Below are 14,674 nucleotides of genomic sequence, written 5' to 3' on the forward strand. Positions count from 1 at the left end.
GTTACAGCCCCTCAACTCTCAAAACGGACACAACTTCACGCACCACCGAATTATCGGCCAGCGCGGCCACCGTGGCGGCAAGCGACTCATCGGTGGCTTCGTGCGACACCGTGATAAGGGTAGCGCTTGGCACACCCTCAATTACCGCACCAACAGTCTGGTTGACCGCCTCCACCGAAACTCCGTGGTCGCTAAACACTGCAGCGATTGTGGCAAGCACTCCGGGCTCATCCACCACAGTCAGCGTGATCTGGTAGCGCGTCAACACCCGCGAAATCGGCAAAATGGGGAGATCTGCGTGCGTTGACTCGGCAACACCGGGGCCACCGATCACATGACGACGCGCCGCCGACACAACATCACCCAGAACCGCGGATGCCGTTTCCAGCCCGCCAGCGCCAGCCCCATAAAACATGAGGCTGCCTGCGGCCTCGGCCTCAACGAACACCGCATTGTTGCCGCCATGCACTGCCGCGAGCGGGTGAGTCAGCGGCACCAGCGCGGGGTGTACGCGGGCGCTCACTCCATCGATTCCGCCGTCAGCATTCAACACTCGCTCACAGATCGCGAGAAGTTTCACGACATAGCCAGCTTTGCGCGCTGCCACTACCTGATCGGCCGTGACCGTCGTAATGCCTTCACGATGCACGGCGTCTAGCGGCACGCGAGTGTGGAACGCCAAGCTCGCCAAAAGCGCAGCTTTTTGTGCTGCGTCGTAGCCTTCAATATCGGCGGTGGGGTCGGCTTCGGCGAAACCGAGGCGAGTTGCTTCGGCGAGGGCGTTGTCAAAACTGTCACCCGTGACATCCATGCGGTCAAGAATGAAGTTGGTGGTTCCGTTAACGATTCCGAGGATGCGCTGCACGCGATCGCCGGCGAGGCTGTCACGCAGCGGCCGGATGATCGGGATTGCTCCCGCAACAGCCGCTTCGTAGTAGAGCTGTGCGCCCACCTGGGCTGCTTCTTCGAAAAGTTCCGCGCCGTGGTGGGCGAGGAGCGCTTTGTTGGCGGTGATCACGTCAGCGCCCGAATGCAGTGCTTTGAGAATCCAGGTGCGCGCCGGCTCAAGCCCACCGATCAATTCGATCACGATGTCGGCACCGACAATGAGCGACTCTGCGTCGGTGGTCAACAACTCTTTCGGGATGTCGGTATCACGCGGTGCATCGAGATCGCGCACGGCGACACCGACAACTTCGAGCCCGGCTCCGGCTCGCGCCGCAAGCTCATCAGCGTGCTCCAATAGGAGGGCGGTGACCTGGGATCCGACACTTCCGCCTCCCAAAACTGCGACGCGAAGGTTACGGTATTCGATCATTCAGACTCTCCCAATGGTGTGATTCCCGCGTCGCGGCGAAGTAGGTCGTCTTCGGTTTCGCCCCGCACAATGACGCGGGCATGTCCGTCGCGGACGGCCACCACGGGCGGCCGAGCAAGATAGTTGTAGTTGTTTGACATCGCCCAGCCGTAGGCCCCCGTTGCAGGCACCGCAATGAGGTCACCAAGCTCCACATCGCCAGGCAAGTACTCTGCCCGCACGACGATATCGCCCGCCTCACAGTGCTTGCCTGCAATGCGCACTAGTGCCGGGTCGGCTTCTGAGGTTCGGTTCGCAAGGCGAGCAGAATAGTCAGCACCATAGAGTGCGGTGCGCAGGTTGTCACTCATACCGCCATCAACACTGACGTATTTACGTACCGCTTCGCCATCGACGAGAACATCCTTGATCGTTCCCACCGTGTAAAGAGTGGTCGTCGACGGGCCAATGATCGAACGGCCCGGCTCAATGGCAATCACAGGCACCACGATGCCCAAACGCGTGCACTCCGCCTCAACGATCGAGGCAAGAGACGCGGCCAGTTCAGCCACCGGCAGCGCCCGGTCAACGGAGGTGTAGGCGATCCCGAAGCCACCGCCCAGATTCAGTTCCGGCACAGGCGCATCAACCGAAAGCCGGGCATGCAACTCCAGCAATCGCCGCGCAGCCTCCGCAAAACCCGCCGTGTCAAAAATCTGCGACCCAATATGCGAATGGATGCCCACAAACTCAAGCGAAGAATGGCTGCGAATCTGCGCCACCACCGCCTCAGCCTCAGCCAAAGGAACACCAAACTTTTGATCTTCTCGCGCCGTTGCCAGATATTCGTGGGTTGATGCATGAACCCCGCTATTGATGCGCAATCGCACCCGCTGGGTTCGACCGTGCCGTGCGGCGGCTTCAGCAACCCGACCGATTTCGACGACGCTGTCGATAACGATGGGGCCGATGCCCGCGCACACAGCACGGTCGATCTCGGAAAGACTTTTGTTGTTGCCGTGGAATCCCAAACGCGACGCATCGACACCGGCCGCGAGCGCAACCGCCATCTCGCCCGCCGAAGCCACATCGATGTTTAGGCCGGCGGCCGTCATCCACCGGGCAACTTCGGTGCACAGAAACGCCTTAGCCGCGTAGTACACCTTGACCGTGGTGCCAATGCGGGCGAATTCGCTCTCGAATGCGGCCGCAATGTCGGTGGCGCGCGCAATCGCATCCGCCTCGTCAATCACATACACGGGAGTGCCGAAGTCGCGCACCAGTGCAGTCACGGTCACGCCGGCTATCGCCAGTTCACCCGATTCTGTGCGCGCAGAATTTCGCGACCACACAGTCGATGGCAAAGAATTTGCCTCGGCGGGAGCTTCGAGCCACTCGGGCGCCAGCGGGTTCGCGAACACGGTCGCACCTCACAGAGATGTAGACGGAAAACGGCGGATTGTGTCCGCACAAGCATTGGGGATGCTGACCACTCTAACGGCAGTCGCGGCTGGCGCTGAATCGGGTTACGGCTCAGGGCAGACCCCGTATTGCTGCCACTGAGCATCATCAAGCGGGATGCCGTCAGCGCTGAGCTGAATCACCAGGTCTGTGCCCTGAATCGTTACGTCATCGATCGTGAGCGCGGTGGGCAGGGAGGACGCGACGCAGAATTCGCGCGAGTCGAGGAGGCTGCCCGCGAGGCCCGAGAACAGCTGATTCTCTCGCAGGTCGGCGACCGAGATTTGCTCGTCACCGAGCAACACCGACTCGGGTTCAAAGGCAATAGCGTTACCGGCGGCGACAGGCACGAGATCCACCGCAACGGGGACCCGAATGAAGAACAGTTCGAACACCGTGCTCACCCGAATAGCCGAACCAACCAGCTCAATCGAATCAAGATCGAGACCGCTCAGACTGCCCGCGAGTTGATCGATCTGATCGCCGGGCACCGTGACATCAATTGTGAGCGTCTCAAGAGCTTGCGTCGTATCCAGTGGCACCTCGGTGGCGATGAGGCGCGCGGATGACGTGAGCCCGTTCACCTCGAAGCGATCAATGTCGATAGTGACGACATCCACTCCTCCGGTCAGCACCTGCACCAACAGCGACCCTGAACCGAGATCGACAGCCACGTCATCACTCGAGGCAAGGCCCAAGGAGGTGACGATCCTGTCGCGCACGATTTCTGTCGCCACGGTTCGTCCGACGGTCTCCACCAGCACAACAGTCACGACGAGAATTACCACAACAACCCCACCGATCAGCCACCAGAGCCACCGCCGACGCTTCTTCGTCGGCTTCGGGTTCTCCGAATCCGCCACCGTGTCGCCGCCGAGCACGAGTTCGACTGTTGCCTTTTCGGCTGTCGGCTGTTCTTCAGTGCCCACGGGCCTACATCCGCTCAGGTGCGCTGACGCCGAGCATCCAGAGGCCGTTGCGAAGCACTTGACCCACCGCGTCATTCACCCAGAGGCGCGTGCGGTGAACGTCGGTTACCTCTTCGTCATTCATCGGAGTCACGCGGCACTGGTCGTACCAACGGTGATAACTGCCGGCGAGTTCTTCCGCAAAGCGCGCGATTCGGTGCGGCTCGCGCAGTTCTGCGGCCTGGGCGACGATGCGCGGAAACTCGGCGAGCACGCCCAGCAGGATGCTTTCCGTTTCGTGGGTGAGGAGCGAGGCATCGAAAACTTGGCGATCCACCCCCGACTCCCCCGCATTGCGGGCGACGCTGTGCGTGCGGGCGTGGGCGTATTGCACGTAAAAAACTGGGTTGTCGTTGGTGCGCTTCTGCAACACCTCGGGGTCGAGGGTGAGGGGCGAATCAGCTGGATAACGCCCCAGTGAGTAGCGCAGAGCATCCGTTCCCAGCCAGTTGCGCAGGTCATTGAGCTCAATGATGTTGCCGGCACGCTTCGACAGCCGCGCACCATTGATGCTCACCAGTTGACCGATCAGCACCTCAATATCTTTGGCGGGGTCGTCACCAGCAGCTCCCGCGAGCGCCCTAAGGCGGTGCACATAACCGTGGTGGTCGGCACCAAGCAGGTAAATCTTGTGGGCGAAACCACGGTCACCCTTGCTCAGGTAGTAGGCAGCATCGGCGGCGAAGTAGGTGTAGACACCATTGCCACGCTTGATGACGCGGTCTTTGTCATCGCCGAAATCGGTCGTGGTGACCCAGACGGCATCGTCGATATCTGCTACGTGTCCTTGGGCTCGCAACCGCTCCACAGCGTCATCGATCGCGCTCGTGCCATCAGCGTTCGTGGCGTGCAGGGTGCGCTCACTGAACCAGACATCGAAGTGCACGTTGAAGTCGGCAAGAGATTTCTTCAGCTCCCCCAATTGCATTTCGTAACCGCGCTCGCGGGTGACAGCAATCGCCGCTTCATGGTCAAGCTCAAGCACTTCGGGGTTCGATGCCAACACGCCCTTCGCGAGTTCCGCAATGTAGGCACCCGGGTAACCGTTCTCCGGAGTCGGCTCGCCCTTCGCAGCGGCAAGAATCGAGGCCGCAAAGTTGTCCATCTGATTGCCCGCATCATTAATGTAGAACTCGCTGACAAGCTGGGCACCGGCAGCCTTCAGCACACGGGCCAGCGAATCCCCCAGTGCCGCCCACCGGGTATGACCGATGTGCAGCGGACCAGTGGGATTGGCCGACACGAATTCCAAGTTGATGGTCTGACCCGCGAGCGAATCATTGTGACCGTAGGTCTCCCCTTGCTCGACGATGGTCTTGGCGAGTGCCCCCGCGGCAGCAGCATCCAGGGTGATGTTAATGAAACCGGGACCAGCGACATCCACCCCAGCGATGCCATCAATGGTGCGCACCTGCTCAGCAATCTCGGTCGCCAACTCGCGCGGGTTTGCCCCCAGCGGCTTCGCCAGCTTCATAGCGATGTTGGATGCCCAATCACCGTGATCGCGATTGCGCGGTCGCTCCAACACCAGATCACTCACCGTCAGGCCCAGATCGGGCGTGCCGCGGTCAGCCGCAATGCGGATGACAACAGTGAGCAGGGTGGCAGAAAGATCGGCAGGATTCACAGGATCAAGCGTACTGTGCGGGCGCTGAAGTTCTGTTCGGGATGGGGCGGCCCTGCTCAGGATAGGTGGCGTGGTTCGCAACTTGGCCGGGTCACTACTCGCCTTTGCCGGTGCAGGTCACGAGAATGGAACTATGGCTCTTCGACTTCGCGTTCTTCCTGCAGTTATCGCACTCAGTGCATCCGCTCTTCTGTTGACGGCGTGTGTTCAGGCAGAGCCCGACCGTACTGGGCTGAACCCGACGCGCACGATTAACCCATCGAGCACACCCAGCGCCGAGCCGGAGCCCGCCAGTTCGGCACCGAACGACCCGGAGGCGACCGCCGTTGATGTGGCCTGCACTGACCTGATCTCGCCGCAAGCAATGTATGACTTCAACCCCAACTTTTTGCTGCTCAATAGCTTCACCCCGGCCGCCGGAACACCTGCCGCGACCGCGCTCGCGTCGAAGGGTGTTGCCTGCCGTTGGGAGAATTCCACCAGCGGAGTAATGATCGATGTTTCCGTGGCCAAGCCCGCACCGAACAAGCTCGACGGGTTGAAGTCGAACGCGGGCGGTCCTGCGAGTGGTTTCGACGGCTACTTTGCTGCGGCTGGCGGCACCGGCACCGCGCAGATGTTCAGTGGTGCGTACTGGGCAACCCTCAGTTCGGAAGCATTCTTCGAAGCCGGAGATGCAGCAGAGCTGGTCTCCGACGTGCGCGCCGCACTCAATTAGGCAAGTTGCACTGGTGACCGGTGGTCGTCAACGGGCAGCACATCGGCCGTCGCGGTGATCACAAGATTCTGCAAAAAAAGGTCGGCCCAGTGGTTGCTGAGGAACGCGACATCCGCTGCATCACGGCCAGTAGCGATTCGCACGAGTGATTGTCTCGGCGCCAGACCGGTGGAATCGACCACCCACCACGCTCCATCAACATAAGCTTCGGCAACCGCGTGAAAATCCATCGGGCTCAGGCCCGGCGCATACACAGACGCGTAGCGAGCGGGCACATCTTTCGCCCGCAGCATCGCGACCGTTAGGTGGGCATAATCGCGACACACACCCCGTCGCGTCAGCAGCGAATGTTCGGCACCATCAGTGGCCACAGACACCCCCGGGGTGTAGCGGAGATTCTGCGAGACCCAATCGCGAACTGCCTGCACCAACTCGTGACCCGTCTGGCTCGGGAACAACGAGCGAGCAGTAGGAGTGAGAGCATCAGACTCGCAGTATCGACTAGGGCGCAGATACTCAACCCGGTCGAGTTCATTGAGCGGGGCTGGCGCCGGGGGCTCTTCGACGGTGGCGGCATAATCCACGACCAGACGCCCGGGACCCGCGATCAGCGAATGCAAGCGGGTTCCGCGGGCATCGACCAACTCTGTTGGTTGCTGGGCTTCACCATCCAACACAAAATTCGCCGATTCGGATGCCGTGGGCCAGTGCGCAGAAACCGCGATACTAAACACCATTTCGGTGCGACCGCGAAGATCAAGTTCTTGATGGGACGAAACGGTGCGCAGCATCGGACGATACTGTCACGGGAAGCTGAAGTGGACATCAGAACATCGTGCGTAGGGTCGCGGTAATTGCTTGCTAGGATTGCCTCCTTGCCTTCGTAGCTCAGGGGATAGAGCGCCGGTTTCCGGTACCGTAGGTCGGGGGTTCGATTCCCTCCGGGGGCACAAAAAAATTTCGCTGCGATCCGCCGCATCGCCGCCGCGCGGGCTTCCCTTCTCCCGTGTGACGGTCACCTCAGCTACGAGACGACGCAGCGTTACTGCGCGTCGCTCGAGTGCGACTCCAAAAATTCGTAGAGCTCACGGTCATCCACTCCCGGGAAGGTTCCAGACGGTAGCGGCGACAGAATATGGGCGTGCAGTTTTGCGCTCGACCACGCGTTGCCCGCCCAGCGGTCGCGCAAAGCGTCTTCCGGTTTGCGACAGCAGGTCTCATCGGGGCACGTGGACGACCGACGGATGTCGGTCGCACGCCCGCGGAACCATTTGGAATGCGAAAACGGCACACCGATCGTGATCGAGAACTCTTCGGCATCCGTGGTTCCCGTCTGGGTAGATTCGAAGAAGCTACCGTCAGGGGTGTCGGTGTACTGGTAGAACTCGGTGGTGCGGTTAGTGCGAGTGAAGGCGGTGCGCGCGCTCCAATTGCGGCACACAAACTGCCCCTCGGCTGAGCCCGTGACATCCACCGGCAGGCGCAGACCGTCATTCTCGTACGCCTTGTAGACGGCGCCATCATCGCCGACGCGCAAGAAATGGGTTTCGAGGTCAAGGTGCGAAGTCGCAAGATTAGTGAAGCGAAGCGCTGCCGCCTCATGGGTGACGCCGAAGGCATCCCGAAAATCCTCCACCGCGATGTTGCGCTGTGCTTTAGCGTCGCTCAAGAAACCGACGGACTGCTTCAATGGCATCAAAACTGCGGCCGCAAAGTAATTAATCTCGAGACGCTGATGCAGGAACTGGGCATAGCTGGTGGGCTCGGTGTGACCAAGCACGCGGTGTGCCATCGCCTGCAACGCCATCGAACGCAGACCGTGTCCGCCCGGAATCGAAGCAGGCGGCAAATAGATGCGGCCGTGCTTGAGGTCAGTGACCGAACGCGCAGAGTGTGGCAGATCGTGCACATGAACCAGCTCAAATCCCAGCGACTCTGCCATCAAACTGACCGCGCGGTGGGTGAGCGCCCCGGTGGTGTGATTGCCGGCAATCGTAAGTTTTTCTGCTTCGGCCTCAAGATCGGGCAAGTAGTTGTCAAGAGTTCGCATGTGTTGGCGCAGCTCGGTGTTGGCGCGGCGTGCCTCCTCGGGAGTTGCAATGGCCTTACGCGAACGGGTAGCCAGTTCGTGATGCAATCCCACGATCGCCTCCAGCGTCTCATCCGGAATGCCCTTCGATGGGCGAATTTTAGGTAACCCCAACGAGGCGTAAATGGTGCTGCGCTGCACCCGATCCAGCTCGATCTCCAGGGCCGCACGCTTGGTCGGTGGTGCCTCATCAAGCAAATCAGCCAACTGGATGTCCGTGGCGGAAGCGATCGCAGATAGCAGGGTCAGTCGCGGCTCTCGTCGCCCGTTCTCCATGAGAGAGAGTTGGCTACCCGCGACACCCACGCGGTCGCCGAGCTGGTCAAGGGTGAAACCGGCGCTGGTACGGAAATGGCGGATGCGTTGGCCTAAAGTCACAAGATCATTCACAGGATCACTATAACTAAAGAATGCAGATTCTTTTCACCCAAATCGGCAGCAACGTGCAAAAAAAAGGTTCATGATCGAAGAAGAGCAATTTTTTCAGAACCACGAGCCTCAGCGGAAGGTAGAAATGAGCATCGCCGAGTTGACAAAGACCCACTGCTCCGCACCCGACGGGACCGACCACAGCGTCATCACCTGGGTGAACGAAATCGCCACGTTGACGCAGCCCGACGAGATCGTCTGGTGCACCGGCAGCGCCGAAGAAGCCGACCAACTCGCCGAACTCATGGTCGAAGCCGGAACGCTCACCCGCCTCAACGATGAGTACCGCCCTCACAGCTTCCTCGCCCGTAGCGACCCCAGCGACGTCGCTCGCGTCGAATCACGCACCTTCATCTGTTCCGTCAACGAGAGCGACGCAGGCCCCTCCAACAACTGGGCCCCTCCCGCCGAAATGCGCACCACCCTCGACGGACTCTTCGCCAGCAGCATGCGCGGTCGCCGCATGTTCGTCGTACCGTTCTCCATGGGACCGCTTGGTTCCCCTCTCGCCAAAATCGGTGTTCAAGTCACCGACTCCCCCTACGTCGTCATGAGCATGGGCATCATGACGCGCATGGGAACCGCGGTTCTCGAATCGATTGATGACTCCACGGAATGGGTGCGCGCCATCCACAGTGTCGGAGCACCGCTAGCCGCCAACGATACCGATGTGCCGTGGCCCTGCAATCAGACCAAATACATCAGTCATTTCCCAGAGACCCGAGAGATCTGGTCATTTGGTTCTGCCTACGGCGGCAACGCGATTCTCGCCAAGAAGTCGTTCGCGCTTCGCATCGCCTCGGTAATTGCTCGCGACGAAGGATGGCTCGCCGAGCACATGCTTCTGCTCAAACTCACCAACCCGCGCGGTCGTGTCTTCCACATCGCCGCGGCATTCCCCAGCGCGTGTGGCAAAACAAATCTTGCGATGATCAAGCCCACGATTCCCGGCTGGAAAGCCGAAACAATCGGTGACGACATCGCGTGGCTCGGCAAAGGGGCCGACGGCCGACTTCGTGCCATCAACCCCGAAGCTGGCTTCTTTGGCGTGGCTCCGGGAACCGGATACAGCACCAACGAGACCGCGATGGACACCATCTGGGGCAACACCGTCTTCACCAACGTCGCGCTAAAAGACAACGGCGACGTCTGGTGGGAAGGAATGACCGATGAGGCGCCTGAGCACCTCATCGACTGGCAGGGAAACGATTGGACGCCAGAATCTGGCACTCCGTCGTCGCACCCAAACTCACGTTTTACTGTGGCAGCAGCACAATGCCCCACCATCGCAGATGACTGGGAATCACCACAGGGCGTCGTCATTGACGCAATAATCTTCGGCGGTCGCCGCGCGACCAACGTGCCGCTAGTGGTGGAGGCACGAGATTGGGAGCATGGCGTCTACCTGGGCGCCACTATCTCATCTGAGCGAACGGCGGCCGCCGAAGGCACCATCGGCGAACTACGGCGTGACCCGTTTGCCATGATGCCGTTCTGCGGATACAACATGGCCGATCACTGGGCGCACTGGCTCTCAGTCGGCCAAGATCTGCGCACATCAGGCACTGTGCCTCGTATTTTCCAAGTGAACTGGTTCCGCAAAGGCCCAGACGGATCCTTCCTGTGGCCAGGCTTTGGCGAGAACTCGCGCGTGCTCGAGTGGATCCTTGACCGTGTCGACGGACAGCTTGCTGCCCGCGACAGCGCTCTCGGCTTGCTCCCGCGCGACGGCGACCTCAACATCCACGGTCTTGAGCTCAGCGACGAGACCATGCAGCAGCTATTTGCGATCGACACCGACTCATGGAAAGCAGAAGCAGCATCCACTGAAGAGTTCTTTGCAACCTTCGACGGTCGCGTTCCGGCTGCGGTAACGCGGCAACTTGAACACCTGAAAGCGCGCCTCGACGCCTAACCAACGAAACCGCCTCGTCGTTCGTCTTAACTAGTGTGACCACAATTGCGCTAACTGTTGGCCATTCCTCGGCCACAATAGAGATGACGGCGAGGAGGGGCTCAGTGACTGAGACCGAAAACACCCCTGCCCGGTGGGAAGACGTGGTCACGCAACTCGTCGCCGAGCGAGGCGAAGCCTTGACGCGCTATGCGTATCTAATCTCCGGCAACCGTGAAGATGCATCCGACCTCGTGCACGATGCGCTCGTCAAAACCTTCGGTCGGTTACGCAACGGATTTACGATAGTGAGCGCTGAGGCGTACGTGCGCCGGGCGATTCTCAACACCTATCTCGACCGAGGCCGGCGCATCAGTCGTTGGAGAAAAATTGCCCACCTCACCGCCGAGCCCGAAAGCCAGCCACCAGCGGATGCCAACACTGAGACCCGCATCGACATCCAATCCCAATTGATGAAGCTGCGACCGCGTGAACGAGCCTGCCTGGTGCTGCGCTATTACGAAGACCTCACAGTGGATGACATTGCCGAGACCCTGCAGATCAGCCCCGGTGCGGTGAAACGGTATCTCAGTGATGCGCTAGCCCGAATGGCTGCCGGTCTCGATCGCGCCGACCCAGACAACCTTGGGGGCCGCCATGGTTGATGAATCCCAGATGCGCTCATACTTCGCTGACGGCGAAACCCCCGCGATCCCGATCGACGCTGACACCATAGTGTCGCGCAGCAAGGCTCGACGCCGACCACGGCAGTTCGCTGTAGGCACGGTAGGTGTTCTCGCGGCGGCATCCCTTGTTTTTGCCGGTGTGAACACATTCCCGCCCGCGAACGATCTCACTTCGGCGGGGATCATGGCAGAGGATTCCAGCTCGCGAGCGGAAAGCGACTCGGAGGCTGGCGCCGCTGAGTCGCTCCTCGCGCCGAACACTTTTGCTGACACAGAAACTTGCGGGGCGATTATTCCCAGCCAGGCTGCCTCGCCCTACGGGCTTACGCTCGAGGTCGACCTACCCGGCCCGATACGTTCATCCGGCAGCGCTTTCGGCTCTGTTCGACTCACCAATACTTCGGATGTTGCGGTCACGGGAACAACTGCGACAGTCCCCGATCTGAACCTCACCCGCGACGAGGTGTCCATCTCCCACAGTCCTGACGCCCAGATTTTGTCGGTCACCCCGGTGAATCTTCAGCCGGGGCAAAGCCTTGAGTTTGCGATTTCTCTCGACATCTGCGACTGCACGACCAGTGACACCGGTGGCAGGCTCGAACCCGGCATCTACACCGTCAGTACGTCCCTTGCGTTTGTGCCCAATGACGCTACCGATGGTGCTGCGGCTGAGGTTCGAAGCTCTGCCGCGACCGTTGTTCTCGAGTAGTTTCCGCACTCGGGCGGTAGGTTCTCAGTACGGTGTGTTCGAAAAATGTACGAAAGGCGTGTCGAATGACAATCAACTTTGTTGTCGCTCCGCAGTGGCAGGGTTCGGGATCATCGCGTGCCATGCAACTCGTCGATGGTGCCGACGCGATCCGGGGCGATCTGCCCTCCGCATCGACTCGCTCGGTCGACATCCCTCTTGAGGCGGGCGACCACCAAGGAACCGGAGTACAGCGGCTCAGTTCACTTATTCTTGTGAGAGAGCGAACACACCACGCTTTTGCGGCTGAGCCCGCGATTCACGTCACGATCGGTGGCGACTGCGGGGTTGAACTCGCGGCGATCGAGCACGTCAGTGCCAGTTCGCCGGCCGTGGTGTGGATCGACGCGCACCCCGACCTGCACACTCCGGAGTCGAGCCCCACGGGCGCCTTCACCGGGATGGTGCTGCGGACGCTGCTCGGCGAAGGACCGGGCGCTCTCCTGCCGGCACATTCGCTCACCGCCGACCGGGTAATTCTTGCGGGGATCCGCTCCGCTGACCCTGAAGAAGACGCCTACATTCAGCAGACGGGAATTCGTTCGATCGGCGCTGGTGAATTCTCCGCCGACGCCGTGCTTGATGCGATCGAGGCTACCGGAGCAGAATCCGTCTACCTGCACATCGATCTCGACGTGCTTGACCCCGCCGACTTCGCCGGGCTGGGCTCCCCGGTTCCCTTCGGGATTTCGCCCACGGTTCTCGCCGAAACGATTCGCGCTGTCGTCGCGAAGTATCCCCTCGCCGGGGCGGGAATCACTGAGTTTGCCCCGGCATCCATATCCCAGGCAGCGGATGATCTGCCGACCATTTTGCGGCTGATTGGTGCCATCACCTCCGCCAGCTAGGTGTAGTTCCCCGGGACGTTGTGATCGCGCGAGTTAGCGAAGACCTCCGGCAGGATGTGGGTACCACCCTCACATCCCCAACCGAAGGTCTTCATGACTCACGCTAACGCCCCGTTCGCCCCGGAGGGGCGGCTTCGTCTTGCTCGTCTGATCGTGGAAGGCGGCTGGTCCGCTCGTCGTGCCGCAGAACGATTCCAATGTTCACCATCAACAGCATCGAAATGGGCTGCACGTTTTCGCGCTTGTCAACCCCTGACTGACCGCTCCTCACGACCGAATCGTTCACCGGCGCGCACCTCGCGCCGCCTTGAGCGACGCATCATCGCGTTGCGATTCACCCGTCGGTGGGGACCACATCGGATCAGTTACCACCTGCACCTCAATCGCTCCACAGTCGAGCGGGTACTAGCCCGCTATCGGATGCCAAAACTCGCCTGGCTCGACCAAAGCACGGGACTCCTCGTCCGACGATCAAAACCCGTGCGCTATGAGAAAGCGATACCGGGCGAGCTGGTGCACGTTGATATCAAGAAACAAGGACGTATCCCTAACGGGGGCGGCCACCGAAAGTTAGGCCGCACCATCGGCAACCACAACAACCAGAAAGGCGGCCGCGGATACTCGTTCCTGCATCACGCCGTCGACGACCACTCCCGACTGGCATATTCAGAGATCCTCGACGATGAGAAGAAGGAAACCGCGTCCGGGTTCTGGCGCCGCGCGAACCAGTTCTTCGTCGATGCCGGCATCACCGTGACCGCCGTGATGACCGACAACGGTTCCTGCTACCGGTCAGCCGCCTTCACCACAGCCCTCGGCCCCGCAATCAACCACAAATTCACCCGCCCCTACCGCCCGCAAACCAACGGGAAAGTCGAACGCTTCAACCGCACCCTCGCCGAGGAATGGGCCTACGCCCACACCTACCTCAGCGACGAAGCACGCGCGGCAACCTACCCAGCCTGGCTCCACAGCTACAATCACCACAGACCCCACACCGGCATCGGCGGCCAAACACCATCAGACCGCGTCCACAACCTCACAGGGAACTACAGCTAGGCCAGGTAGTTCACACTCTGGTGCCCGCGCCGTAGTCTGGGAACATGACTGACACCAGTACAGATTCAGCGAAAGTTACTCTCGAGCGGGACGGTCACGTTTTGCTCATTGGGCTCAATCGGGTCGATAAGCGCAATGCCGCTGACCTGGAGCTTCTTGAGCAGCTTGCGTTGGCGTATGGCGAACTTGAGCGCGACCCCGAGCTGCGGGCCGGTTTCGTTTTTGCCCACGGCGACCACTTCACCGGCGGTCTTGATCTGGCCGACATCGGGCCACGAATTGGTGCCGACGGGCTCGACATGGTGCCCGAGGGCGGGATCAACCCGTGGCAGGTGTCGGGCCAGAAACTGTCCAAACCCGTAGTGATTGCGGTGCAGGGCACCTGTCTCACGTTGGGTATTGAGCTGATCTTGGCCAGCGACATTGCGGTTGCTGCCGACTCGAGTGTCTTTGGCCAGGTCGAGGTATCGCGGGGCATCCTGCCATTCGGTGGGGCAACGATTCGTTTTCCGCGGCAGGTGGGGTGGTCGAATGCGATGCGCTGGATTCTCACCGGCGACAGTTTCGATGCTGCGGAGGCTCACCGCATCGGGCTCGTGCAAGAGGTTGTGCCGCACGGCGAACAGTATGCGCGCGGACTCGAGCTGGCTCAGCGGGTCGCCGCCCAAGCGCCGCTCGCGGTGCAGGCCGCACTGAAGAATGCGAACGTTGCGATTCGGGATGGGGACCCTGCCGCAGAGGTTGCGCTCCAGCCTGAGCTCGTGACCCTTGCGCAGAGTAAGGATGCCCAAATCGGCATGAAAGCGTTCATGACGCGCACCACCGCATCATTTATCGGAAAGTAGGAAGC

At 60.8% G+C, this 14,674-nt stretch carries 13 protein-coding genes and 1 tRNA gene; 8 read left to right on the top strand and 6 right to left on the bottom strand.

Annotated features, from left to right (window positions below):
• Position 1 precedes the first annotated feature (1 nt).
• The 4 genes from FB472_RS02845 to argS all read right to left on the bottom strand — a co-directional run bounded on the left by FB472_RS02845 (position 2) and on the right by argS (position 5,353).
• Entirely contained in the window at positions 2-1,318 is a 1,317-nt protein-coding gene (locus FB472_RS02845; protein WP_141989571.1) for a homoserine dehydrogenase, read from the bottom strand.
• The gene (gene lysA / locus FB472_RS02850) at positions 1,315-2,718 is read right to left on the bottom strand and encodes a diaminopimelate decarboxylase (protein WP_141989572.1); all 1,404 of its coding nucleotides are present in this window, start codon (positions 2,716-2,718) and stop codon (positions 1,315-1,317) included. Before lysA ends, FB472_RS02845 begins: the two co-directional genes overlap by 4 nt.
• 105 nt (positions 2,719-2,823) lie before the next feature.
• Positions 2,824-3,687: an LmeA family phospholipid-binding protein gene (locus tag FB472_RS02855; RefSeq protein WP_246078045.1), complete on the bottom strand. Its 864-nt coding sequence runs from the start codon at positions 3,685-3,687 to the stop codon at positions 2,824-2,826.
• A gap of 4 nt (positions 3,688-3,691) precedes the next feature.
• Positions 3,692-5,353: an arginine--tRNA ligase gene (gene argS / locus FB472_RS02860; RefSeq protein WP_141989574.1), complete on the bottom strand. Its 1,662-nt coding sequence runs from the start codon at positions 5,351-5,353 to the stop codon at positions 3,692-3,694.
• Positions 5,354-5,423: 70 nt separating this feature from the next.
• Between argS and FB472_RS02865 the strand changes: the two genes are divergently transcribed.
• Positions 5,424-6,071 (top strand): arginyl-tRNA synthetase, encoded by a 648-nt coding sequence (locus tag FB472_RS02865; RefSeq protein WP_246078046.1) that lies wholly within the window; start codon positions 5,424-5,426, stop codon positions 6,069-6,071.
• Here the strand turns inward: FB472_RS02865 and FB472_RS02870 are convergent.
• On the bottom strand, positions 6,068-6,862 hold the full coding sequence (locus tag FB472_RS02870; RefSeq protein ID WP_141989575.1) for a transglutaminase-like domain-containing protein: 795 nt from the start codon (positions 6,860-6,862) through the stop codon (positions 6,068-6,070). The two genes, FB472_RS02865 and FB472_RS02870, sit on opposite strands and share 4 nt — an antisense overlap.
• 86 nt (positions 6,863-6,948) lie before the next feature.
• Between FB472_RS02870 and FB472_RS02875 the strand changes: the two genes are divergently transcribed.
• Positions 6,949-7,021: transfer RNA gene (locus FB472_RS02875), tRNA-Arg, on the top strand.
• 92 nt (positions 7,022-7,113) lie between these two features.
• Here FB472_RS02875 and FB472_RS02880 read toward each other — a convergent pair.
• Positions 7,114-8,550 carry a helix-turn-helix transcriptional regulator gene (locus FB472_RS02880; protein WP_141989576.1) on the bottom strand — a complete coding sequence of 479 codons (1,437 nt, stop codon included), beginning with the start codon at positions 8,548-8,550 and terminating at the stop codon, positions 7,114-7,116.
• Between the two features lie 70 nt (positions 8,551-8,620).
• Here FB472_RS02880 and FB472_RS02885 point away from each other — a divergent pair, with 70 nt between their 5' ends.
• The 6 genes from FB472_RS02885 to FB472_RS02910 all read left to right on the top strand — a co-directional run bounded on the left by FB472_RS02885 (position 8,621) and on the right by FB472_RS02910 (position 14,669).
• Positions 8,621-10,504 carry a phosphoenolpyruvate carboxykinase (GTP) gene (locus FB472_RS02885; protein ID WP_425467204.1) on the top strand — a complete coding sequence of 628 codons (1,884 nt, stop codon included), beginning with the start codon at positions 8,621-8,623 and terminating at the stop codon, positions 10,502-10,504.
• A gap of 104 nt (positions 10,505-10,608) precedes the next feature.
• A complete protein-coding gene (locus FB472_RS02890; protein WP_141989577.1) occupies positions 10,609-11,148 on the top strand; it encodes a sigma-70 family RNA polymerase sigma factor in 540 nt (179 codons plus the stop codon).
• Complete coding sequence (locus FB472_RS02895) at positions 11,141-11,878, top strand: hypothetical protein (protein WP_141989578.1); 738 nt, start codon at positions 11,141-11,143, stop codon at positions 11,876-11,878. The genes FB472_RS02890 and FB472_RS02895 overlap by 8 nt, the downstream gene beginning before the upstream one ends.
• Before the next feature lie 65 nt (positions 11,879-11,943).
• Entirely contained in the window at positions 11,944-12,765 is an 822-nt protein-coding gene (locus tag FB472_RS02900) for an arginase family protein (RefSeq protein ID WP_141989579.1), read from the top strand.
• A 93-nt stretch (positions 12,766-12,858) separates the two neighbouring features.
• Positions 12,859-13,824: an IS481 family transposase gene (locus FB472_RS02905; protein WP_141989580.1), complete on the top strand. Its 966-nt coding sequence runs from the start codon at positions 12,859-12,861 to the stop codon at positions 13,822-13,824.
• A gap of 44 nt (positions 13,825-13,868) precedes the next feature.
• The gene (locus FB472_RS02910) at positions 13,869-14,669 is read left to right on the top strand and encodes a crotonase/enoyl-CoA hydratase family protein (protein WP_141989581.1); all 801 of its coding nucleotides are present in this window, start codon (positions 13,869-13,871) and stop codon (positions 14,667-14,669) included.
• The last annotated feature ends 5 nt before the right edge of the window (positions 14,670-14,674 follow it).

Source organism: Rhodoglobus vestalii, assembly GCF_006788895.1.
Taxonomy (GTDB): domain Bacteria; phylum Actinomycetota; class Actinomycetes; order Actinomycetales; family Microbacteriaceae; genus Rhodoglobus; species Rhodoglobus vestalii.

Bases quoted from the DNA above. Each gene is read 5' to 3' on its own strand.
- FB472_RS02895 (WP_141989578.1), top strand. From the start codon at position 11,141: ATGGTTGATGAATCCCAGATGCGCTCATACTTCGCTGACGGCGAAACC.
- FB472_RS02905 (WP_141989580.1), top strand. From the start codon at position 12,859: ATGACTCACGCTAACGCCCCGTTCGCCCCGGAGGGGCGGCTTCGTCTT.
- FB472_RS02845 (WP_141989571.1), bottom strand. From the start codon at position 1,318: ATGATCGAATACCGTAACCTTCGCGTCGCAGTTTTGGGAGGCGGAAGT.
- FB472_RS02870 (WP_141989575.1), bottom strand. From the start codon at position 6,862: ATGCTGCGCACCGTTTCGTCCCATCAAGAACTTGATCTTCGCGGTCGC.
- FB472_RS02885 (WP_425467204.1), top strand. From the start codon at position 8,621: ATGATCGAAGAAGAGCAATTTTTTCAGAACCACGAGCCTCAGCGGAAG.
- FB472_RS02910 (WP_141989581.1), top strand. From the start codon at position 13,869: ATGACTGACACCAGTACAGATTCAGCGAAAGTTACTCTCGAGCGGGAC.
- FB472_RS02900 (WP_141989579.1), top strand. From the start codon at position 11,944: ATGACAATCAACTTTGTTGTCGCTCCGCAGTGGCAGGGTTCGGGATCA.